Annotated in this window: 17 protein-coding genes and 1 riboswitch; of the genes, 1 reads left to right on the top strand and 16 read right to left on the bottom strand. The window is 43.9% G+C overall.

From position 1 onward, the window contains the following. Window positions 1-125: 125 nt before the first annotated feature. From EKM80_RS04725 to EKM80_RS04650, 16 genes are all read right to left on the bottom strand, one after another. Window positions 126-1,268, bottom strand: coding sequence for a CamS family sex pheromone protein (locus EKM80_RS04725; RefSeq protein WP_125551961.1), 1,143 nt, complete (start codon window positions 1,266-1,268; stop codon window positions 126-128). Between the two features lie 37 nt (window positions 1,269-1,305). After that, entirely contained in the window at window positions 1,306-3,342 is a 2,037-nt protein-coding gene (gene ligA / locus EKM80_RS04720) for an NAD-dependent DNA ligase LigA (protein WP_125551960.1), read from the bottom strand. Window positions 3,343-3,468: 126 nt separating this feature from the next. Next, on the bottom strand, window positions 3,469-5,745 hold the full coding sequence (gene pcrA, locus EKM80_RS04715; RefSeq protein WP_125551959.1) for a DNA helicase PcrA: 2,277 nt from the start codon (window positions 5,743-5,745) through the stop codon (window positions 3,469-3,471). Between the two features lie 228 nt (window positions 5,746-5,973). Then, window positions 5,974-7,272, bottom strand: coding sequence for an adenylosuccinate lyase (gene purB, locus EKM80_RS04710; RefSeq protein WP_125551958.1), 1,299 nt, complete (start codon window positions 7,270-7,272; stop codon window positions 5,974-5,976). An 87-nt stretch (window positions 7,273-7,359) separates the two neighbouring features. Then, on the bottom strand, window positions 7,360-8,523 hold the full coding sequence (locus EKM80_RS04705) for an ATP-grasp domain-containing protein (RefSeq protein ID WP_225418815.1): 1,164 nt from the start codon (window positions 8,521-8,523) through the stop codon (window positions 7,360-7,362). Between the two features lie 120 nt (window positions 8,524-8,643). Beyond that, window positions 8,644-9,978 (bottom strand): nucleobase:cation symporter-2 family protein, encoded by a 1,335-nt coding sequence (locus tag EKM80_RS04700; RefSeq protein WP_125551957.1) that lies wholly within the window; start codon window positions 9,976-9,978, stop codon window positions 8,644-8,646. After that, window positions 9,968-10,564, bottom strand: a complete 597-nt coding sequence (locus EKM80_RS04695; protein ID WP_125551956.1) for a xanthine phosphoribosyltransferase — start codon at window positions 10,562-10,564, stop codon at window positions 9,968-9,970. The genes EKM80_RS04700 and EKM80_RS04695 overlap by 11 nt, the downstream gene beginning before the upstream one ends. A gap of 95 nt (window positions 10,565-10,659) precedes the next feature. Beyond that, a riboswitch (purine riboswitch) is annotated at window positions 10,660-10,759 on the bottom strand. Between the two features lie 262 nt (window positions 10,760-11,021). After that, on the bottom strand, window positions 11,022-11,657 hold the full coding sequence (locus EKM80_RS04690) for a glycoside hydrolase family 73 protein (RefSeq protein WP_125551955.1): 636 nt from the start codon (window positions 11,655-11,657) through the stop codon (window positions 11,022-11,024). A gap of 69 nt (window positions 11,658-11,726) precedes the next feature. Beyond that, complete coding sequence (locus EKM80_RS04685; protein WP_125551954.1) at window positions 11,727-12,689, bottom strand: aromatic acid exporter family protein; 963 nt, start codon at window positions 12,687-12,689, stop codon at window positions 11,727-11,729. 75 nt (window positions 12,690-12,764) lie between these two features. Continuing rightward, on the bottom strand, window positions 12,765-13,958 hold the full coding sequence (locus tag EKM80_RS04680; RefSeq protein WP_125551953.1) for a phosphoglycerate dehydrogenase: 1,194 nt from the start codon (window positions 13,956-13,958) through the stop codon (window positions 12,765-12,767). Next, window positions 13,958-15,034, bottom strand: coding sequence for a 3-phosphoserine/phosphohydroxythreonine transaminase (gene serC, locus EKM80_RS04675; protein WP_125551952.1), 1,077 nt, complete (start codon window positions 15,032-15,034; stop codon window positions 13,958-13,960). The genes EKM80_RS04680 and serC overlap by 1 nt, the downstream gene beginning before the upstream one ends. Window positions 15,035-15,174: 140 nt before the next feature. Beyond that, window positions 15,175-16,089, bottom strand: coding sequence for a prenyltransferase (locus EKM80_RS04670; RefSeq protein WP_125551951.1), 915 nt, complete (start codon window positions 16,087-16,089; stop codon window positions 15,175-15,177). 120 nt (window positions 16,090-16,209) lie between these two features. After that, window positions 16,210-17,937 carry a thiol reductant ABC exporter subunit CydC gene (cydC, locus tag EKM80_RS04665; RefSeq protein WP_125551950.1) on the bottom strand — a complete coding sequence of 576 codons (1,728 nt, stop codon included), beginning with the start codon at window positions 17,935-17,937 and terminating at the stop codon, window positions 16,210-16,212. Beyond that, window positions 17,934-19,664: a thiol reductant ABC exporter subunit CydD gene (gene cydD / locus EKM80_RS04660; protein ID WP_125551949.1), complete on the bottom strand. Its 1,731-nt coding sequence runs from the start codon at window positions 19,662-19,664 to the stop codon at window positions 17,934-17,936. Before cydD ends, cydC begins: the two co-directional genes overlap by 4 nt. After that, entirely contained in the window at window positions 19,661-20,677 is a 1,017-nt protein-coding gene (gene cydB, locus EKM80_RS04655; protein ID WP_125551948.1) for a cytochrome d ubiquinol oxidase subunit II, read from the bottom strand. Before cydB ends, cydD begins: the two co-directional genes overlap by 4 nt. After that, window positions 20,670-22,109, bottom strand: a complete 1,440-nt coding sequence (locus EKM80_RS04650) for a cytochrome ubiquinol oxidase subunit I (RefSeq protein ID WP_125551947.1) — start codon at window positions 22,107-22,109, stop codon at window positions 20,670-20,672. The genes cydB and EKM80_RS04650 overlap by 8 nt, the downstream gene beginning before the upstream one ends. Window positions 22,110-22,469: 360 nt before the next feature. Between EKM80_RS04650 and EKM80_RS04645 the strand changes: the two genes are divergently transcribed. Beyond that, a complete protein-coding gene (locus EKM80_RS04645; protein WP_125551946.1) occupies window positions 22,470-24,785 on the top strand; it encodes a glycoside hydrolase family 31 protein in 2,316 nt (771 codons plus the stop codon). The last annotated feature ends 72 nt before the right edge of the window (window positions 24,786-24,857 follow it).

Here is a 24,857-nt window from a genome sequence, read left to right as displayed (position 1 = left end):
AAAAATCCCGCCATGCTGAACAGATGAATTCGGTGATCTCATCTGTCACTCATGGCGGGACTAGAACAATGTAAGCAACTTTATAGGTCTTAATTACTCCATATTAGCGTTTAACCCTATTTATTTTAGTAACTACCAAACACGTGACTATAGAAGCTCTTTTCGCCCGCTTCACGCGCAATGAACGCCTGCGTGCCATCGGTTGATTGAACCGTGATCTCAATAGCCGCCTCACTTGGTAAATATTTATTTGCTGCTGTAACTAAATATTGGGTGAAGCTCTTGATTTCAGTTTCACTATAGAATTGCGTATTGATGGTGATGTTCATCCCCGATAAATTGCCATCCTTATAGTGTGTTTGCGCCGTCACGCCAGATAAGTTAGGGAAGAACGATTGCACGTTCGTTTTGAAGTTGCTAAAGGAATCGGCATCGCTGGTACTACCTGATTTAGCACTACCAACTACTGGTAATACGTAATTGGCTTCATTCACATTGTGCCACTCGCTAATGGTTTTACCGCCGTCTTTACTGATACCATAGGCAAAGAAAGTTCCGCCGACTAGGCTGTCATTAGTGGCTTGTTCATATAATGCGATGACAATTGGCACATTACCGACGCCTTCAGTTTTACGCATCCGTGAAACCACTGTATTGGCCATCGACTTACCTTCACTAACCATTTTATCGTGCGAAATTTTGGTTTCATAGGTGGCGCCATAGTCTTCTTTTTGATAATAGTCGACCTGGTTCATCGCCAAACCAATTGTCATCCCACCAAGCTTCAGATTATTACCGTCTTGGGTCATATAATCTTGCTCTTCAATCGCTTGTATATAATCAGGGTTCCGCTTAGTTGCATCAGTTTCCCCGTTATCCACCGGATTCAAGCCGCTAGCGTTACTCTTGGATTTACGATCCAACCAATTCTGCGCTGTAGCTTTCTTCAAATATTGACCTTCTTGGAAAATATAATCATCCGTAGCAAATTGTTTTTGTGAAATTGTTTGTAATCCATTTTCAAAACTCTTTAAGTTTGAGCCGTTAGTGTTTTGATCCTTAGTCAGGCCGCGCGCCTTACTAGTTTTGTATTTACCATTTTGGATCACGCCTTGGTATTCATCATCAGAAGTTTGGCCAGTCGTCTGAATTGTACTCGTGGTTTTGGTGCTGCTCGTTGTGCCGACACCGGATGAGCCTAACCGACCACACGCTGTCAACAGAGCTGCGCTAACTATTAAAGCTAATATTGTGCTAAATCGTTTCACAACATTTCCTCCTTGCATCTTAGGAACCATGATACCGCTAGTCAGTCAAGTCTTGCAAGTTTTGCTCCAAAGTCGCTTCGTCCCAAATTGTGACGCCTAAGTTCTGCGCCTTGGTGTACTTGCTACCAGGATCTGCACCGGCGACGACGATATCCGTCTTTTTCGACACGCTACCAGTAACTTTCGCGCCTAGATCTTCCAACGTTGTGGTTAGCTCGGCCCGCTTATGCCGCTCCAAGGTGCCGGTGAGCACCATAACTTTACCCGCAAATGGTGTGGCGCCAGCGCTAACTGGTGCTGGGCCCAGATAGCGCATGTTGACCCCAGCCGCCGCTAATTGATCAAGCAACGCTGGCACTTCCGGCGCAGAAAAATACGTACGCACGCTGTTGGCAATAATTGTGCCCGACGTATCGATTGCTTCTAACTCCTCAGCGGTACTGGCTTGCAAACTGGCCATATCACCGAAATATTCCGCCAATGAGCGTGCCATTTTAGCACCAACGTGGCGAATACCTAGGCCAGTAAGCAATCGTTCTAATGAATTAGCTTTACTACGCTCGATTGCCTGCAATAAGTTATTGGCCGATTTTTCTTTAAATTTATCTAAAGTTAATAACTGTTCCAATGTTAATTGATACAAATCAGCCACATCGGCCACTAATTTGCGGTCAAATAATTGCTGAACGATTTGCGGACCCAGCCCATCAATATTCATGGCATTCCGTGATGCAAAATGGGTCAACTGTTCCTTGATTTGTGCTGGACACTTAGGGTTGATGCAGCGTAAAGCCACTTCGTCTTCCAAATGAACCAGTGGCGAATCGCAGGAAGGACAACGCGTTGGCAGCACGTACGGCTGGCTCGCCACCGAGCGCTGATCCGTTAACACAGTCGAGACCTCAGGAATGATGTCACCTGCTTTATGAATCAAAACAGTATCATGCAGGCGGATATCCTTTTCCTGAATTAAATCACCGTTGTGCAAAGTTGCCCGCGCTACTGTGGTTCCGGCGAGCTGCACTGGATCCATCACCGCGGTTGGTGTCACAACACCAGTACGACCGACAGTCCATTCGATTTCATTGATGACCGTCTGCGCTTCTTCTGGTGGAAATTTATAAGCAATTTCCCAACGTGGCACCTTGACTGTGTTACCCAATGCTGCCTGCAGCGCCAATGAGTTTACCTTTAAAACGATTCCGTCAATATCGTAGTCCAATGTATTCCGCTGCGCTTGATATTCGGCGATAAACGCATCAATTTCATCTAATGTTTTGCAAACTTTAGTCGTCGGATTAACTGCAAAACCCAGCTCACGTAACCGAGTTAGTGCTTGCGCCTGTGTTGTGACGTTTAGTGCCGCATAATCAGTTAACGTGTAGATCCAGGTTGATAAATTGCGTGCAGCCGTTACCCGTGAATCCAGTTGCCGTAAACTCCCAGCAGCTGCATTGCGCGGATTCGCAAAAGTCGCTAGGCCATCCGCTTCACGGCGCTGATTTAACTTGGCAAAAGATACGCGTGGCATGTAACACTCACCACGAACTTCAATCGACAGTGGTTCAGTCAATTTTTGTGGAATCGACTTGATCGTTTTTAAATTCTGTGTAATATCTTCACCAATTGTCCCGTTACCACGAGTAGCCCCACGAACAAAAATACCATCCTCATAAATCAAGGAAATCGCCAAACCATCAATTTTAAGTTCAACACTATATTCAAAATCAGTTGTCACGTTTTTACGTAACCGCGAATCAAAGCTAGCCAGTTCATCAAGTGAAAAAACATCACCCATTGAAAGCATTGGCTGCTCATGCGTTACTTTAGTAAAGCCTGGTAGCACCTGTCCCCCAACTTGCTGCGTTGGTGAGTCGCTGGTCACAATCGCTGGAAAAGCGTGCTCTAGCGTTTCCAGATCACGATAATTTTCATCATAAATGTTGTCTTCTACCAACGGCTGATCCGCTGTGTAGTAAGCTTGACTCCATTGCTCTAACACGTTACGTAACGCTAACGCCGCTGCGCTAGCTTCTTGTTCAGAATATTGCTCAATTGGTTTCTCTAAAGCCATAATAGCCCACCGGAAAACCTCCAGCAGGTGCCACCTTCTTTCAAGAGAGTATTTGAAAAAGCGTCAATATCATTACTGGTTTGCCTTGGCAAACGCAGCGAACATGACCATTTCGCTAATGACGTGCTATTCCGTTACTTTCGTAATCGGCGCAAATGCCGCCAATAGCCGTTTAATGCCTTGTGACTTAAAGGCAATATCCAGTTCCGCGTCGGTGCCACTACCACTGACCTTGACCACGGTACCTTCGCCCCATTTTTTGTGTTCAACTTTGTCGCCGGCTTGCCATGACTTGTCTTCAGCACCCGTACTTGGTGTATTAGTCGTTGCTTTAGCTGCAGTCCCAACACGTGCGGATCGATAAGTCGTCGCCGTTGCCCGCGTATAAGCATTTTGTTGCCGCGAATCGCTAAACGGAATATTGCGCTCCGATAAGCTGCCGGCAGTTTTATTTTCAAAACGAATCAAGTCTTCATCGATTTCGCCAACAAAACGGGAAGCAGGGTTACTTTGCGTACGGCCGTACAGCATTCGCGAATAAGCGTTAGTCAAATAAAGCTTCTTCTTCGCTCGCGTAATACCTACGTACGCCAAACGCCGTTCTTCTTCTAATTCATCATTTTCCATCATCGCTCGTGACAGTGGGAAAATGCCCTCTTCCATCCCCATCATAAAGACAACCGGAAACTCCAGTCCTTTAGCGGCATGTAACGTCATTAAAGTGACTTCACTGCTTTCTTCTTCAATTGAATCTTGATCGGAAACCAGCGCTAAATCGGTCAAAAAATCAACGAAACGGTCACTATCTGCGTCTTCCTCATCATCGTAGCCGTCATCAAATTCTTTAGTTACGGAGAGAAATTCTTGAATATTTTCAACCCGGGTCTGCGCTTCAAGCGTTTTTTCTTGCTTCAATGCGTCTAAATAGCCCGTTTGATCTAACATTTGATTAGTGAGTTCAGTAACATCCCACTCTGTCCGTTTATCCCGCAAAGCCGTCATGGTTGTAGCAAAACTGCCTAATGTGTGCCGAGCCCGCGTGGCAATACCGTTGGCTAAGTCAACATTACGCGCAGCTTCCAGTAACGACCAATTATTGTAATTGGCGAACTCCCGCAGCTTATCAATTGTTCCGTTACCAATACCACGCTTCGGGCTGTTAACGATACGTTCAAAATCAATGGAATCATCTGGATTGACGATCACCCGTAAATAGGCCAGTAAATCCTTGATTTCTTTACGATCGTAGAATTTATGACCGCCAACCATTTTATAGGGAATATTGGCCTTGACCAAATTTTCTTCAATCGTCCGTGATTGTGCATTAGTCCGGTATAAAACGGCAAAGTCACCATAGTTGAACTGCTTAGCAGCCATTTCTTCTTGAATTTTGGCTACTACAAATCGCGCTTCATCATGCTCATTTTGACCACGGTAATAGGAAATCTTGTCGCCGGGATCATTTTCCGTCCACAATTTTTTGGGCTGGCGGTTAACATTATTGTTGATCACCGAATTCGCGGCCTGCAAAATGGTTTGCGTTGAACGATAATTTTGCTCCAGCATAACTGTTTTAGCTTCAGGATAATCCTTTTCAAAGTTCATAATATTGCTCATATCAGCGCCCCGCCAGCCATAGATACTCTGATCGGCATCACCGACAACACATAAATTATGCGACTTTTGGGCCAACATATTAACCAAAGTATATTGTGCTTGGTTGGTATCCTGGTATTCATCAACATGAATGTAGCGGAACTTATCTTGATAATAGGCCAACGTATCCGGTGACTTGCGGAATAACTCGATGGTGATCATGATCAAGTCATCGAAATCAAGCGCCTGATTAGCTTCTAATTCGTTTTGATAAGGTTCATAACAACGCGCCACAATTTCTTCAAACGGTGATTTTGCAGCGGCAGCGTAGTCTTTTGGCGTTAATAATTGGTTCTTGGCGTTTGAAATTTCGCCAAGGACTGAGCGTGGTGTGTATTTTTTGGGATCAATATTCTGCTGCGTTAAGATTCGGCGCATCAGCGTATTTTGTTCACCGGGATCAGCGATGGTAAATGAGCGACTATAGCCGGTCATTTTATCGATATCACGGCGTAAAATCCGCACGCATAACGCATGGAAGGTCGACACCCAAACTGATTCAGCGCGCTCGTTCAATAAATCTGCCACCCGTTCGCGCATTTCTCGTGCAGCCTTATTTGTAAAGGTAATGGCTAAAATCCGCCATGGCGCCACGTCTAATTCTTCAATTAAGTAGGCAATTCGATGGGTCACGACCCGCGTTTTCCCTGAGCCGGCGCCAGCCATGATCAATAATGGTCCTTCTGTCTGTTGCACTGCCTCTTGCTGCTTGTCGTTCATGCCCGTTAATAAATCCGTTGTGGCCATAACTTAGTCAGTCCCCCGTTTTAATTATTTTAATATTAAACAACTTTGCGTTATTTTCTTCTCTAACTGGAAAACGCCAAGTTAAGTCAACTCGGCGCTACATCGTTCAACTCAACATTATAGCAAAAATTTACGTAAACTTCTCTAAAGAATTATGAAAATACGAATATAAGTTCGCACTATTGGTGTAAAAAAACAGTAAGCCGCAACTTACTGTTTCGTTTCCATCTATTCAGCTAAGCCGACACGCGCGAAAATTTCATCAACGTGCCGTAAATGCCAGTGATAGTCAAAGGCATCGTCTAAGTCTTTGCTGCTAAGTGCATCCGTGATTTTGGGATCAGCTTCCAACAATGGCCGGAATGCTTTTTTCTCATCCCACGCCACCGCAGTTTTTGGCTGTACTAAATCATAAGCCGCCTCACGACTCATCCCACTTTCAATCAACTTCAACATCACACGTTGGCTGTAGATCAGACCGTAAGTAACGTCCATATTGCTCCGCATTTTTTCTGGGAAAATAGTTAACGTATCCAGAATCTTAGTGAAACGATGCAAAATGTAATCCAACAAGCTGGTAGTATCAGGAATAATGATTCGTTCAGCTGAAGAATGGGAAATATCGCGATCATGCCATAACGGCACATCTTCATAAGCCGTCAACATATGCCCGCGAATCACACGCGCCAAGCCCGTAACGTTTTCTGAACCGATTGGGTTGCGCTTATGCGGCATCGCTGAGGAACCCTTTTGACCTGCCGCAAAAAATTCTTCGACTTCATGAATTTCTGTGCGTTGCAATGAGCGCACCTCGGTAGCAAAACGTTCAATTGAGGTCGCAATTAAAGCCATCGTTGCCACGTATTCAGCATGCAGATCACGTGGCAAAATTTGCGTAGAAATATCCTGTGCGCGAATACCTAAATGTTCGGTAACGTACGCTTCAACAAAGGGTGGAATGTTGGCAAATGTGCCGACTGCCCCACTGATTTTACCTGCTTCAACACCTTTAGCTGCGTGCTCGAAGCGTTCTTGATTACGTTTCATTTCAGCATACCATTGCGCCATCCGCAACCCAAAAGTTGTTGGTTCCGCATGTACGCCATGGGTACGGCCCATCATCACCGTGTATTTGTAAGTTTTTGCTTGCTTAGCTAAAACGTCGATCAAATTTTGAATATCTTGCCGAATTAAATCATTGGCCTGCTTCATCAAATAGCCAAACGCAGTATCGACTACGTCAGTTGACGTTAAACCGTAATGAACCCATTTTTTCTCGGGACCAAGGCTTTCAGAAACATCGCGGGTAAAGGCAACCACGTCATGCTTAGTCTGTTTCTCCAGCTCAGCAATACGTGTCACATCAAAAGTTGCGTTTTGGCGAATCTTGACGGCGTCAGCCTTTGGTACTTCGCCAATTTCTGCCCATGCTTCATCGGCTAGCGTTTCTACTTCCAACCACGCTTGATAACGATTCTGATCAGTCCAAATGTGACCCATTTCTGGGCGCGTATAACGTTCTAACATAGTAAGCCTCACTTTTTTATAGATTAAAGTGGTCAACAAGGCCATTTACAACTTGCATTAAGACTTGTTGACCACGTTGACACTAGTTCAGTTGATTTGCTTATGTTGTGGTGGTTTATTCCAAATTTCTGTATCGTAAATTTGTTCTAAAGTGGCCCGCGTGTCGCTGGTTAAAATGGTCACGTGGCCAGCACGATCGTCAGCTTCTTGAGCGTTATCTAGATAATAGTAGAAATACCAGTCTGGCTTGATCAGCACCTGTGTGAAGGTATCAGTGATCAGTCGTTTAGGAATTGTCACCGAGACTGCCGGACTGACCAACTCTATTTTTGGCAACGGCCAGTGACACAACGTCCGTAAATGCAGTTCATACTGTGACACATTGGTCGCTTCATTAAAGATGTTACCTGCCGTATGCGGTCCTGGTACTAGGCGCTTAACGTATAATGTGTCAGAAGCAGTTAAGAAAAATTCAACGCCGAACACACCAACATAATCCAGCGTTTGTCCAATCAATTCCGCGATGCGCTGAACTTCCGCCATTACTGCTGGCTTAATTCGTGCCGGCACAATAGTTTCAAATAGCTTTTGATCAATGATCACATCTTCAACAACTGGCATATAAGCTAAGTTTTTATCGCTATCCTTAGCAACCATGATCGTTAATTCACTTTCATATGGTACCCATGATTCCAAAATATAAGTACCTGAAGTTAAGTATTCTTCACAAGCAGCGATGTCACCTTCACCATAAATAATATGCTGAAATTGCTTGCCATAGCTTTTTTGTATCGGCTTCAACACGCAAGGATAGCCAATTGAGCCCACCGCATCGTAAATATCGTTGATATCAACGATTGTTGCGTAGGGGGCAATATTTAAATTATGACTTTCAAAGAAAACCTTCTCTAGCTGACGATCTTGGGTAATCGATAAAATATCCGTGCCTTGCGGAAAATTAACCGCGTTGAGCTGCTCTAACACATTGGTATCGATATTTTCATACTGATAGGTCATGACGTCGCAAAACTGTGCTAACTTCTGTAAATTAGTTACGGAATTTAAAGCGCCCATTTCGGTGACGTCCGCAACGCCGGCCGCAGGACTATCTAAAGTATCGGTCAGAATACCGACACGAAAACCTAATTTTTTCGCCGCTAATGCCAACAATTTACTGTTAGCGTCGCCGCCGATGATACCAATCATACTATCTGGATAAATAACTGCAGTCACATTTTTCACAACCTTCATCTACGCGTCTATGAGTCGCTTTCATCGTAGCATAGCAGCACCTACCCGTCAAAACAGAGTGTTTAAAAAAGTATTTAGCTTTTGAGTCTTAGCTGCACCAAGTTCATGCCGGCAACGTCATTACTCTGACTCTTTTTCATTCAACCCGTCATCTTCTTCTAGTTCATCCTCAGGCTGACGTGGCCGCAAAATCAGATTCAACAAAACTGCCGATAAACTGGCCATAACGATACCGTTGCCTAATAATAGTTGCACGGTTTTAGGCAATGCTTGAAAAATCGTTGGTTCAACACTGACGCCTAGGCCTAAGCCAATTGACAAAGCAGCGATCAGTACATTTTTATCGTTATGGAAATTCACGTTACGCAACATCCGAATTCCTTGAATGGCTACCATACCGAACATCACTAACATTGCGCCGCCTAATACTGGCGTCGGAATAATCGTCGCTACCGCACCAACTTTAGGTAATAGGCCTAACAGAATTAGAAAACCAGCAGAATAGAAAATAGGTTTGCGCGTTTTGATCCCAGATAATTGGACCAAGCCAACGTTTTGCGAGAATGTTGTGTAGGGGAAGGTGTTGAAAATGCCACCAAGAACCACTGCTAAACCTTCTGCGCGATAACCTTTTTTCAAATCACTGCTATCAATTTTGCGGTTGGTAATATCGCCTAACGCAAAAAATACACCAGTGGATTCTACCATTGAAACTAGAGAAACTAAAATCATAGTCACAATTGACGACCATTCAAAATGTGGTGCGCCAAAGTAAAACGGCTGGGGGAAATGTAACCAGCTGGCCTGGGCAACTGGCTGTAGCGAAACCATACCCATAAACGCAGCGACAATTGTCCCCACTAATAAACCAATCAAAACGGCAATTTGGCGAATAAAGCCAACGCCCCACACGTTAACCGCCAAAATCACTAACACAGTTAGAAAACCAACTGCTAGCGCATCTGGCGAGCCAAAGTTTTTCGCTGAAGCGTCGCCACCACCTAAATTAGTGAAAGCCACCGGAATCAAGGTTAAGCCGATCACGGTGATCAGCGTACCAGTGACCAACGGCGGAAATAGCCGCTTGATCTTGGAAAAAGCACCGGCAATTAGAAAAACAAAAACACCGGCGGCAATAATTGCGCCGTACATGGTACCAATGGTGAAACGTTCACCAATCATTTTTAGTGGTTCAACGGCCTGAACCGCACAACCGAGCACAACTGGCAACCCAATACCGACAAAACGATTGGTCCAAATCTGCAGTAACGTGGCTAAACCGCACATAAAGATATCAATTGAAACCAGATACGTCATTTGACTAGCGGAAAAATGAAGCGCACCGCCAATCAAAAGCGGCACTAAAACTGAGCCAGAATACATCGCTAACATATGTTGCAAGCCCAGCGCAGCCGCTTTTGGTTGTGACACGCTGTTTGCTTGCTTATTCTGCATCTTCAGTCTCCTTGTCGCCGACAAAAACGACGTGACCATTTTCAAATGAAGCAATTTGGGCCAAGGATTCTAAGCGAATGTTTTTTTCTTTGATCAATTCATGGCCGCGTTGGAACGTTTTCTCAATGGCAATACCGACCCCTTTGATTTCAGCATGAGCTTGTTCACAAACTTGGATCAACCCTGCTACGGCCTGACCATTGGCCAAGAAATCATCGATGATCAAAACTTTATCATCGGCGCCGAGAAATTTTTTCGAAATAGAAATTTCGTTGCTCACTTTTTTAGTGTAAGAATAAACGGTAGCTGTGTACAAATCATTAACCAGCGTCAAGCTCTTGTGCTTGCGGGCAAAAATAACGGGCACGTGCAACTGTAAGCCAGTCAATAAGGCGGGCGCAATCCCAGATGATTCCACCGTTAATACCTTCGTGATCCCTTCATCGCGGAATAACTGGGCAAATTCTTCACCCATAGCAAACATTAAATCAGGATCAACTTGATGATTTAAGAAATTATCCACCTTCAACACATTACCATCTAAAACTTGACCATCACGCCGAATTCGCTCCTCGAGCAACTTCATAATATAATACCTCCAAAATTTATAATTATAATTGCGCTGAAGACACGCTGTTTACAAAAAAACTTCTTTTACACTATTCGGTAAAAGAAGTAGTATTGACCACTTATTTTACTTATAGTCCAGAATTTACGGTTCTGGGTAGAAACGCACCAACCAGATTATGGTAATTATATAAGTAAAGCGTTAAAACAAATTTGTTTTAACCTATTTTCACTAACATGGTTAACAAACTAGCGACCAAAAACGAGTTAGCGAAACAGATTTGAAATTATTATAACTTTATCACAGTTAATTCCGAATGACAATACAGATTAGGAAGATTTCATTTGGGTTTAAGCACATTACTGAATTAGTGTTTTAACTGAAAAATCAGTAGTAAGTTATCGTTAATCAACTTTTAGCCCCTTGTTACGCTTCAACGATCACTAAAATCAATTCCAGCCTAAAACACGAACGTTCATTGATCATATTGATTTAATTTATAGGTTTCGATCACATTGATCAGCTTTTTGGCGTAAGTAGGGTCGGTTGCATAGCCATCTTGTTGCAAGGCTGCTGCTGCCGTTTTGTAGTCGCTGGCTGCCACCACATGCTGATACTGCTGCGGGTTCCACGTCGTCCCTTGGGCGATTAACTTAGCATGTGCTTCTAATGCTGCCGTATTACTGCTGTACACTTGAAAACGAGCATGAATTTCGATCCATTGACCATTTTGATACTCCTTGGTCGACAAAATTTGTGACGTGTTCGGATCAGTGCCCTTAACACCAAATAAATTATGGTATTGCGTTGCCAACCGACTAGTCCCCCAATCCGACTCTAGGATTGCCTGAGCAATGGTGACACTAGGTAAGATATGGTACGTCAATTGTAGCCGCTGTGCTTCTGGTGCCAAGCTGGTAATGAAAGCCTGATGTTCACGCAAAACGCTTTCTTGATTGGCACCAGCACTATCGTCAACGACCACTCGTGGCTGCTCGCCTAATAAGCGCACCAACAGCAACCCGACAAATGCGACGATCACACCAGCCAGAATCAGTTGCGGTAACCCTAATCGTTGCAATAATTTACCTTTTTTACGCTTTTTGGCCACGCCATCACCTACCCTTTTTTACCCACCATGAGTTTACTTCATTGTACACAAAATCAGCCGCATTGACTGTTACTTTTCCGTTAAAACAACTTTTTCGTAAAAATCACCAGCTAGTGTCAGTAACGTTTCAAAATCCAATAAGAATAAATACAAATGCGCACGACTTTCAAATTCAGCGCGGTTAGTTGGTAATGGTGCCGCGTCAAACTTTTTCTGTAATTTAGTCACACTTTTTTGCAAATGTGGTACCTTGGTCGGCTCAGCCAAAGTAGTCGCCGTTTCCGTTAATAATTCGCGAATCGGTGCACTTTCTTTAAGTGATAACGTAATCTGATCTAAATTAGCCTGCATTTGGCGCAACATTTCATATTGATTACGCCGCATTTCAAAGTATGATCTGTAGAAATCATTTTCCACTAACAATTGGTTATCTTGTTGGCGACTAGCCCAATTACGGCCCTTACGAATCACCGTTAGTAACGCGCCTAAATGTTGCCAAGTCGGTACATCAGTAGTACCGGTGAGTTGTTCAGCCATTTGCAATAGAATTTGGCGGAGCTCGTCTTCCGCCGTATTTTGGAAACCTTTAATTTGTGCCATAAGCGATGGCATGAACAAATTAAACAGCAACGCCACCCCAACACCGATCAGCATCAGTTCAAATTCGTTACTCAACCAGTACCAACTGTAACTTTTTTGAAGTAAGAAGTGACTGACCAATACTGCGCTGACAACAATGCCTTCTTGCAAACGTAATTGCATCGCCAACGGAATAAATAGTAATAAGAACAAGCCAAACGCCCACGGATTGAACCCCAATAGCCAAAAGCTTAAAATGGCCAAGCCAAACGCTAAAATAGTGGCACCAATCCGTAAGCCGGCCACACTAAATGAATACCGGGTCGTATTTTGGACACTTAAAATTGTGATAATCCCGGCGGTTGACCAGTAATCTAACTTCAATTCGTAAGCCAACACCATCGCAATCACTGCGCCAAGTGCTGTCTTGATCGTACGTAAACCTATTTTCATGTGCTCACCCCATTATGCAAATGATAATTAAAAACGGGACGAAAGGCAACTACTGTGGCCTCGTCCCGTTAAAAATTATTTAGGTTGTTCGATCACGCGGACACGCACCACGTTTTCGATTTGTTCCATTTTAGCGCCGATGCGTTGCAGGCGTTTAGCTTCCAGCGCATCGAGGTCGATCATCGTGTAGGCATAGTCGCCATTACTACGATTAGCCATGCTAACGATATTTAAATCATAATTGTTCAAAACTTCAGTCATCCGGCCAACCATTTTCGGTACGTTACGGTGAATCAAGGTCAAGCGTAACGGTGCCTGGAAGTCCATCGCTGTATCAGGAAAAGTCACTGAATTACGAATATTGCCAGTTTCCAAATAATTTTTCATCGTTTGGACCACCATTTTGGCACTGTTGGTTTCTGCCGCATCAGTGGAACCACCAATATGGGGGAAACACAGCACCTTGGGATGATGGATCAATTTTGGCGTGGCAAAGTCAGTGATATATTGGCGCAATTGGCCACGATCTAAGGCAGCAATGATTGCTGCCTCATCGACCACATCGTCGCGCGCGAAATTAAGTAGCACGCTACCTGGCTTCATTTGTGCGATTGCTTCAGCATTGAGCATTTCTGAAGTTTCTTCAGTTAAAGGAACGTGGATCGTTACATAATCACTATTACGTAAGACTTCGCCCACATTTTTGGCATGATGGATATGATGCGACAAGTTCCAAGCTGTATCGACTTGAATGTAGGGATCATAACCGACAACGTGCATACCAAAGGCGGTAGATGACGCACTGTTAGCGACTAGGCCCCCAACATGGCCCAAACCAATCACACCTAATTGTTTACCGAGTAGTTCAGTCCCCACGTAAGCTTTCTTGCCTTTTTCCACCTGAACATCAACATCGTTACCCTTCAAACTATGCACCCATTGCGCACCGTGTAACATTGGCCGTGCACCAATTGTCAGTGCAGCCAGCACTAATTCTTTGACGCCATTCGCGTTAGCACCTGGTGCATTGAAAACCACAACACCCTGTTCAACAGCCTTTTCCAACGGAATATTATTCACGCCAACACCAGCGCGGCCAATCGTCAAAAGTGATTTTGGTAGATCAGTTTGGTGGAGATCCACACTGCGAATCAGCAAGCCAGCCGCATCAGAAGTAGGCTTTTCACCATAATTAACTTTGTATTTATCTTGATCAAAAAGTGCTACTCCAGCTGGAGCAACGGTTGTCGAAGCTGTGATTTGATACATTATTTGCCCACTCCTTTTTCAAATTTCGCCATAAAGTCAACTAACGCCGTGACAGCCTCAATTGATAATGCATTATACAAACTAGCCCGCATACCGCCAACTAAGCGATGGCCTTTTAAATTCTTAAACCCGGCCGCATCCGCTGCCGCTACAAATTCAGCGTCTAAGTTAGAATCACCGGTCACAAATGGAATATTCGTCAATGAACGCGCTGCGGCTGCGATTGGTGAATGGAATAATTTAGACTGCGCTAAATAATCGTACAAAATGCCAGCTTTAGCGCGGTTGATTTTTTCAGTGCCAGCAATACCGCCACGATCTTGTAGCCAGTGAAAAACTAACCCGGCCGTGTAAATATCGAAAACTGGTGGCGTATTGTAAGCTGAATCTTTTTTGGCTTGCAACGTATAGTCCAACATAGTTGGTAAGCCCTCAACTTGGCCCAACAGATCATCACGCACAATGACCACAGTCAGCCCGGCAGGTGCAATATTCTTCTGCGCACCAGCGTAGATGACGCCAAATTTATCAAAAGGATACTCCTGTGCCAAAATATTGGACGACATATCAGCAACTAAGGTTCCTTTTACATCAGGCACCTGATTGAAAGCCGTGCCCTCAATCGTATTGTTAGTCGTGATATGAACATAATCGTAAGCTTTATTCAATGTAGGAATCTCTGGAATCGTTGTGTAGCTACTATCTTTGGAACTAGCCACAATATCGACTTGCATGCCAGCTAATTTTTGTGCTTCAGTCACTGCTTTTTGTGACCAATGGCCGGTATCAACGTAAGCAACTTGCCGGTTTACCGCAATGTTTAGCGGCAACATATAAAACTGTAAACTAGCGCCACCCTGCAAAAATAGGATGCGATAGTTATCTGGTAAGTGCATTAGTTGCCGCAAAGTCTGCTCAGCATCGTGATAAAGATCTTGAAACAAGGAGGAGCGATGACTGATCTCGGTAATACTCATGCCACTACCGTGATAGGACAAAAACTCGGCCTGAATTTGTTTCAATACCGGCTGGGGCAATACTGCTGGCCCCGCCGCAAAATTATACACTTGCTGCATATCTGTGGTTCCTCCTTGTTTTTCTGAATGATTTCTCATTCAATCTTAATTAAAATAATGTAATTCTCATTGTAGCATAGTTGGACTAATAAAATATAGGCTAGCTAAAAAAAATAACGCCAAATTGGCGTCATTTTTATTTACCAGTTAATTAAAACACCTAAGCCGAAGAAAACAACTTGCGCTAAAGTGATTAAAAATAAATTTTTAATGGCTAATGGGAACGTTACTTTTTTAATCTGCTTAGCCAGAAAGTCACGTGTATTACGCCAAACAATTGGCACCGTCAAAAAAGTCAATAACGTTAGCTTAGGCAAATAGCCTAGCCAGACTGCAGCCAGTAGGCAAATAAAACCGACTACATACAACGTCACAAACAATTTTAACGCTGCTGCTTTACCTAAATAGTAAACAATCGTCGTCCGCCCTAATTCACGATCCTCTTGCTCATCAGCAATATTGTTGGCCAACATTAGATTAGCGATACTACAAACGGCTAAACCAGAGGACAACAATACTGGCCAAACAAAGGCCCAATTAAACGTGATTACATCGTACGTATTAATGTAAACACTGATCAGAAAAATCACAAAACCCATCGTAATACCGGAGAAGAATTCTCCAAATGGTGTTGTGGAAATTGGCCGTGGCCCACCAGCATAGAAAAAACCGACGGCATAACTAAATAATCCCAGCCATAACAGCGGCCAGCCCGTACGCGCTACAATAAACAGCCCTAACGCTCCAGACCCAGCAATCAGCCAAAAAATCAGCCAACCAATGTGCGCTGGATTTAAATGATGCACCCCAATAATATTGGTTTGCTCCCGAAACGCTAACGCCTGATTATGCGTAGCACGATGATAATCTTGATAATTATCATTGGCATCCACCGCCATATTAAACATCAACATCGCCACAAAAAATAGCACCAAATAAACTGGGTGTAGCTGATGATAATGATACCAAGCAAAAAAAGTACCTAACAAGAAGGGAAAAACGCTCGCCGTTTTCGCCTTGATCTCCACTAATTCTAAAAAAACTGACAAAGACACGCAGTTGCCACCTACCTTTATTGAGAAGCGCATAAAAAAAGGCCTACGCTACTGCCTTTTTTATACGTTTAATCTAATCTAGAGCAATATTGCTATCCAGTCAACCTGTAGCAGTCAACACTACAAACCTTGATCTAACTGATACAGCTTACGGAAGCGTTCATTGGTCCGATATAGTTCGTGTGGTGAGCCTTGCATAACAATTTGGCCATGCTCCAAGAAAATCACCTGATCCGCATGCTCGACCCCCTGTAAATGATGGGTCACCCAAATTACTGTTTTATCTGCCAACACGTTGAATATCGTGTTCAGTAGTGCTTTTTCAGTAATTGGATCTAGCCCAACAGTTGGTTCATCCAGCAAAATGATTGGCGCATCCTGAATCAATATTCGCGCCAAAGCTAATCGTTGTTGCTCGCCGCCAGAAAAACGGGCGCCGGCTTCTTCAACCACCGTATTGGCACCCGCAGGCAAACGTTGCATTAGCGGTCCTAATTCAACCGCTTGTAGAGCCGCCATAATCGCTTCATCACTTGCCGCTAAATTACCTAAACGAATATTATTCAACACCGTTGTGTTAAATAGAAACGGTTTTTGATCCAGCATCCCGATCAACTGGGCCCGTTGCTGCTGTAATGCTGCAATTGGCACTTGATTAATCGTCACTTGACCAGCTTGTGGTTCCAGTTCGCCTAGCAACAGATCCAACAACGTCGTTTTACCGGTACCACTAGGACCAAGAATCGCTACTTTTTCGCCAGCCGCTATGTGTAAATTGAAATGCTGTAAAATCTGCGGTAACTCAGGTGCGTATTTAAAATCAATTTGCTGAAAATCAATCATTGCCACTGGCTGACTCAGGGTTTGCTGTGTGGGCAGTTCGCGGGTGACTGGCTGCAAATGATTCAGCCGCGCCACCGAAGACATGTACAATGGCCATTCTTCTACACCTTGGCTCACCGGCGCAAACGCATCGACCAATGGAAATAAGCATAACACAAACGCCGCAATCCAGTTCGCCAAACTTTGATTCGTCGTAAATTGTTGATTGGTCCAAATCATTAGCACAACCACCACGACACCAAAAATTAACTGAATCAGAAAATCACGCCGCCATTCAAAATGCCGCGTTGTCACTGTATTTTGCCGTGCCGCCTTTAACGTGGGCTGTGGTCGTGCTAAAAAATCAGCTTGCCGGCCAGAAACTACCCAATCAGATAGGCCAAGCACATCATCAGTCATATCAGTATAGAGTTCCTGTTGTAACTGCTTATGTCGTTCAACCCGTGCGCCTAATACTGCCACCGATACTAGTGGCAAAATAAAGATAATAATTGCCAGCAATAACGCAATCGCCAAAGCAAAAAACCAATTAAATAACCCTAGCGCAATCACAATAATAACATACAGCAACCAACTAATTAGCGTTGGAAAAATTGTTCGTAAATACAAATTTTGCAAATGGCCAAGATCATCTGCCAAAATACCAAGAATATCGCCAGTTTTAAAATGCTGCTGAAAAAAAGCCGCATCCTTGGCTAACGTTTGGTACAACCGCTTACGTAAATCAGAAGTCACTTTCAGCACCCAATTATGACTGGTTAGGCGTTCAATATAGCGAAAAACTGGCCGGCCAATACCAAACGCGCGTACCAACACTACCGGCACATAAATCAGCAAAATATTTTCCGGCTTGGTTGCTGCTTTACTGATCAAATAGCCCGAGGTGAACATCAAGGCGCCACCGCAAATAAAAGTGACTAACCCTAACACTAAAATCAGAGCTAATAGACCTTTATATTTTGTCATATAGGGCTTGACCCAGGTATCATGCTTTAATTGCTTCATAGCGTCTCACCTCGCATTTGTGCCATCAAAGCAACATACGCACCATTTTGTGCCTGTAATTCAGCTGGCGTACCTTGTTCAACTAATCGTCCATGCTGGATCACAAAAACATAGTCCATTTGCTGCATCCAGTGTAATCGATGTGTGGCAAAAAAGACTAAATGATCAGCAAATAATGGCGTCATCGTTTCTTTTAGTGCCACTTCGGTTTCGATATCTAGATGCGCTGTTGGTTCATCTAATAATAAAATGCGTCGTTGTGAATCTAGAAAAGCGCGCGCCAAAGCAATCCGTTGTCCTTGACCACCGCTGACACCACGGGCGCCTTCGCCGATCAGCGTTGCAAGTCCATCTGGCAACGTCGCCAACCACTCGTGCAGGCCAGCCTTAGTAGCTGCACGCTCAATTGCTGCAGCAGTTGCTTCTGGCTGGTAAAAGGCAATATTATCCGCAATTGTTGCATGAAATAAATACGGCTTTTGTGGCAAATACACAAAATTTTGTTGCCATTGTTCCTGACTTAAATGGGGGACTGACTGCCCGTTGACCCTGATATCACCTTGCTGTGGCTGTAAAAAGCCGCCTAGCGTATTGATCAAGGTTGACTTACCAGACCCAGATTCCCCGATAACACCAATTTTACGATAGCCACGGACACTGAAAGAAACATCCGCCAAATCAGCTTCGTTACTGCCCGGATAGCTGACATTAACGTTAGTGAAATCTAACTGACTATCTGCCGTCCAAGTAGGTGCCGCCGTTAATAATTGCCGTTGTTGTGGCTGTGGTAATTCTAAAATTGTAAACATCGCTTGCATCGCGTTCTTACCGTCTAAGGTTGCATGGTAATCGCTGGAAAAGTCGCGTAATGGCAAGAAAAACTCTGGCGCTAAAATCAGCGTCGCTAATGCTGGAAATAAAGCCATTTGGCCATTTAATAGTGCTAAACCTAAGAAAACGGCAACCACGGCAATTGATAGTGTCGTGAAAAAATCCAATGCAAAAGTAGATAATACCGCAATCCGCAACACACCCATAGTTTGTTTGCGGTACGATTCACTAACCTGATAGACATTATCAGCATACTTATCGCTGATACCAAGTAACTTCAATGTTGCCAAGCCGCGTAACGCATCAACAAAATGATTAGCCAACTGTTGGTAGCCAGCGTATTGTTTATCGGCTTTATCGCGAGCAGCGAAACCTAAAATAATCATGAACAAAATGACAATTGGTACCACAATCAAAAGCGTCCAACCCGACCGTGCATCCAACGTAAAAATATAAATCAGCAAGATCCAAGGAATAATCATCATATTCAGCATTTTATTCAGAATCAGGGTCATGTAGTTTTCCACCTGATCCGTACCTTCTAAGGCCATTGTGACCATATTACCGGTTCCCTGCTTGGCCACTAAACTCGGCCCTAAATGAAATAATTTAGTTAATAATTGTTGCCGCAACGCAGCACTAGCCTTACTGGCGTAACGATCCAGCACATGACTTTTCAGCCAATTTAATAAATGGCGCCCCAGTAACGCCAGAAAAAAGAAAAGCATGGCTTGATATTGCCAAGCCAATGCTTTTAATCGCCATGAATTAACGATTGCCTGGGCCAGATACTTACCTTGGAATAAAATCATAAATGCTTGCAGAATAGTTAATCCTGCAAGCATTAATAAGACTTTTTTAGTTCCCGGTAAGCGTAAAAGGCGCTTATCGATCATTTATCACTCACCACTTTTTTTGTAGAGACACGATGATTGAATACAAAGTAACTCCAAATTGTGTAGGCAAGAACGATTGGGACTAAAATCACAGCAACAATCGTCATCACACCTAATGTATAGCCTGTTGATGAAGCATTTTCAATCAAAATACTGTGTAGCGGATTATTACCGACCATGACTCGTGGAAACAAGCCGTTGAATAATAGCGCCACGACGCCGATCAAGGTCGCGCCACTAGCGATAAATGACAGCACTTCTTTGTCCCGATAAGCACCAAAGGTTGCCACAACGCTGAGTAAGACGATCAAAATTAGAATCAGCCAGCTGGAGAGCGGCCGCTTAGTGAAGAAATCCGTTTGCCAAAGTAGCAGACCGGCAAAGGCAACTAACCCAACAAATAAGATTGGATACAACACTTTGGTTAAGGCCTGGGCACGTTGGCGTAAATCACCAGTTAATTTTAGCCGAATGAAATTTAAGCCATGCAGTAAGCAAAGTAACGTGACCGCAACGCCACCAACGATTGAGAATAAATTGACATAATCACCGAAGCCGCCACGAATATTGCCAGCAGCGTCCAATGGCATGCCTTTAACTAGATCAGTAAACATCATCCCTAATAAAAATGGTGCACATAAGCTACCAATCGATAATGTCCAGCCCCAAAGCTTCTTGCCCGCGGCTGATTCGGCATGCGCGCGAAACTCAAACGAAACACCACGTAGAATCAAGGAAAAGAGGGTTAGAAACAAAATAATGTAGAAGCCGGAGAAAAGGCTAGCGTACCAGTATGGAAATGAAGCAAACATCGCCCCACCGGCTGTGATCAACCAGACCTCATTACCATCCCAGTGTGGTCCGATTGCTTGCATCAACTCGCCGCGCTCTTTCTCGCCGTGAGCAATCAGCCGTAACGACATTCCGACACCGTAATCAAAACCTTCCAAGAAAAAGAAGACAGAAAACAATAAACCGATCAGAAAGAACCATAATAGTTGTAAGCTACTCATGATTAAAGGCCCCCTTTGATAATGGATCAATCGTTGTCCCATACCCAGCGGCATCATCTAGCGCATCGGGTCCGGCCACCAACGTCCGATGGGAGAAGTAGATCATGGTGCCACCTAGTAACGTGAAGATTAGGAAGTACATAATATTGGAGAACCATAAATCACCAGCTGTAACACTTGGTGAAACGGCATCCGCAATTGTATACAATCCATAAACGATCCACGGGAAGCGACCAAGTTCGGTAATTAGCCAGCCACTGGTATTAGCAATAAATGGTAGCCACAAAGTGAAGCCGAGTACGTAAAGTAACCAGCGCTTATTTTGCAACGTATTTTTCTTAGCGCGGCTAAACCATAAGCCTAATATGGCAACTAAAATGAAAAACATACCGCTACCTGACATAACACGAAAACTCCAGAATAGTGTTTTCGGTGGCACGTAATAATTGATATCCGAACCAAATTTACCATCATACTTAGCGTGAAGTTCTTTGTTGATCGTATCCATGCCTTTAACTGAGCCGGAAGTCTTATGGTACGTCAGCAAACTTAACATTTTAGGGACTTCAATACTCCAAGTTGCTTTCTTATTTTTAGTATCAAATCCTTGAACGATCGACCATGAAGCCGGATCACCAGTATCCTTATAAATTCCTTCAGTGGCAGCAAATTTCATCGGTTGATCCTTGATCACTTGTTGCGTTTGTAGATCACCAACTGCAACAGTAAAGATTGCTGCTACTAAACCAACCCACAAGCCAACACGTAGTGATTTACGGTAGAACGTTTGATTCTTCTTTTTCAATAAGCGCCAAGCTGACATCCCCGCCAAGGCAAAAGCCGCAGTGGTAAAGGCACCAAAAATAACGTGGGGAAATTCAACCCACAGTTGTGGATTCTTCAGCAAGCCCGTAAAACTAGCCATTTCCGCCCGTCCGTTGGCGATTCGATAAGCTACAGGGTTTTGCATAAAGCTGTTAGCCGTCAAGATCCACAATGCCGAAATGCTGGAACCTAATGTCACTAACCAAATAAATAGTGCGTGGATACCGGGCTTAAATCGATCCCAAGTGAACATCCACATACCGATAAAAACGGACTCCATAAAAAATGCCAATAAGGCTTCAATGGCCAATGGCGCCCCAAAAATATCACCCATAAAGCGTGAATAATCTGACCAGTTCATCCCAAATTGGAATTCCTGAATCAAACCGGTAACAACCCCAACAGCAAAGCTAAGCAAGAAAATTTTACCCCAAAATTGTGCCATTTTCTTGTAATCATCATCACGCTTGAACACATAAATTGTTTCCATAATAGCAGTAAGCAGCGCCATCCCAATTGAAAATGGTACAAAGAAGAAATGAAAAATCGTTGTCATGGCAAATTGGAACCGTGCCAATGACAACAGACTGACCCCGAGTACAAACATTATCCTAACCACCTTCCTATTAACATGCAGTTAACCTTGCTAACTGCTCCGTTCGTTAACGCATCAAATCAAGTAGCGTCTATCAAATGTAGCAGGCACTTTGCCCATCTTTTATAAAATGTATCCACTTACATTATAAGCTATCTCACGTTTTCCAGCAAATCAATAATACGCTAAAATATTTACGGAATTTGCCATTTGCCATTTGCATTTCAATGTATTGCGCTATCAATCGCCTGATCACCAACTATATGACATTGCCGATCTGTTTCACGCACATTTCTTGCATGCCTTGCGTTGGCGCTTTAAGGTGGAAATAAGTAGGATGCCCCTAATTCAACTGACTGGAGGAATTTTATCATGACACAACAGCAACTAGGCCAGCCAGACAATATTATTACTGGAAAGAACTATCGGTTTACGGTTTTAACGTCGCGGATGGTGCGCTTAGAGTATAGCGCCAATGAACACTTCGAGAATCATTTGACCCAAATTGTTCAAAATCGCGATCTTGGCGATCCTGAATTTAAAGTTTTTCGTCAGCGCAATCAACACGAGTTGGAGATTGTCACTGACTATTTTCACCTCTATTACGAAGGCGGCCCGTTAACAGCTGATTCATTGTATATCGATACAAAATACGGTTACTCTTCCTATAATAATCGCTGGAATTTTGGCCAACCGGTGGAAACCTTAAAAGGGACTGTCCGCACATTAGATCGTGCAGATGGCGCTGTCCCGCTGGAAGAAGGCTTAATGAGTCGTAATGGCTATTCGGTGATCAATGATAGTCACTCCTTTATTATCGAAAATGATTTACTCCGACCACGAACGGCCGCTGGTGACGATTGGTATTATTTGGCGTACGGCCATGATTTTTTTGCTTGTTTACGTGATTATTACAAGCTGACCGGCTTTCCGCCACTACTGCCTCGTTATGCTTTAGGCAATTGGTGGAGTCGTTACCATGCCTACACTCAAGCAGAGTATCAAAAGCTGTTTCAAGATTTTGATCGCAATGGTGTCCCCTTTTCAATCGCCGTCCTTGATATTGATTGGCATTTGACCCGCGTGCCGCATCGTTTTGGCAGTGGTTGGACTGGCTACACCTGGAACCGTAAATTATTTCCGCACCCCGAGCGCTTGCTACAATGGCTACATGAACACGGAAAAAAAGTCACACTAAATTTGCATCCAGCCGATGGTATTCGTGCCTTTGAAGACGCCTACCCGGCAGTGGCAGAACGTTTACAACTAGATACTAAAGCTGAAGAACCGGCACTATTTAACCTGCATGATGATGTCTTTCGCAAAAGCTACTTTACCGATGTGCACCACCCATTAGAAAAAATGGGCGTGGACTTTTGGTGGATCGATTGGCAACAAGGCACCAACTTTACAGAACAACAAGTTGATCCACTATGGCTGTTAAATCATTACCACTTTAAAGACAGCCGTGAGCGCAACGGCGAGGGGTTGATCTTATCACGCTATGCGGGATTGGGTAGTCACCGCTACCCAGTTGGTTTTTCTGGCGATACTATCGTCACTTGGAATTCATTGGCGTTTCAACCACACTTTACCGCCACCGCTACCAACATCGGCTATACCTGGTGGAGCCACGATATTGGTGGCCATATGCATGGGGTGCGTGATGATGAGTTGGCATTACGTTGGCTCCAGTTTGGTGTTTTCAGTCCCATCATGCGCCTACATTCCAGCAGTAACTCATTTGGCGGTAAGGAACCACAAAACTACAATCAAGAAATCGGCGAAATTATGCGCAAATTTTTACGTTTGCGTCATGAATTGGTGCCCTATTTAGATTCTGCTAACTATGAAACCCATACGTTCGGGACGCCATTAGTACGGCCAATGTATTACGGCCATGACGAAGCCACTGCCTATGAGCAGCGCAATCAGGCCATGTTTGGCTCTGAATTACTGGTGGCACCAATCGTCAAGCCAAAAATCACACGGCTAGATCAATCGCGCGTTATTGTTTGGTTTCCCGAAGGTCAATGGTTCGACTTCTTTACTGGCCTACGCTATGAAGGCAATGTTACCTTAAATGTATTCCGTGACAATCATCGTTATCCCGTTTTCGTCCGTGCCGGTGGCATTATCCCGCTGAATCCACATCCACTTGATGACGTCATGCACTTGCCCAAGACACTGGCTGTCAAAATCTATCCCGGTGCTGATAATGAATATTGCCTGTATGAACATGAAGATGAGCACACCGCCGTCACTACCTTTAATTGGAGTTGGCAACAACGCCGTTTCACAATCAAAGTAGCTGATCCGGATAATATTTTACCCAAAAAACGGATTTTTCAATTAGAATTCGTCGGCGTGACGCCATGTAAAATCAACGTTGATACCACGGCTAAGGCTTGCACGACTAGCCACAACAATCGACTTATTTTTGTCCAAAATCAATGTGCCGACTTTGGTGTTACCTTTGAGCGGATGGAATTGGCGCCGCAACGCGACAAAATTGTTGAGCGTTTATTTGATAAACTTCGCCGTGCGCAAATCGACTTTGACACCAAGGAACTAATTTGGCAAAAATTCTTGGCCGCTGACACGAAAATTCAGTTCATTAGCTTCTTGAATACGTTGACTGATCAAGACCTAGCTACCTTCTTATATGAAATTGTTTATTTACTATAAGTTTTAGTCTACCATAGGAACAGCTTTAGAGAACGTGTGTTTGCGTAAGAACTAACGCCACTCACTTACTAA

The organism is Loigolactobacillus jiayinensis (genome assembly GCF_003946445.1).
GTDB lineage: Bacteria > Bacillota > Bacilli > Lactobacillales > Lactobacillaceae > Loigolactobacillus > Loigolactobacillus jiayinensis.
Note: the sequence above shows the minus strand (reverse complement) of the source record. Positions and strands in the feature narration are given on the sequence as shown.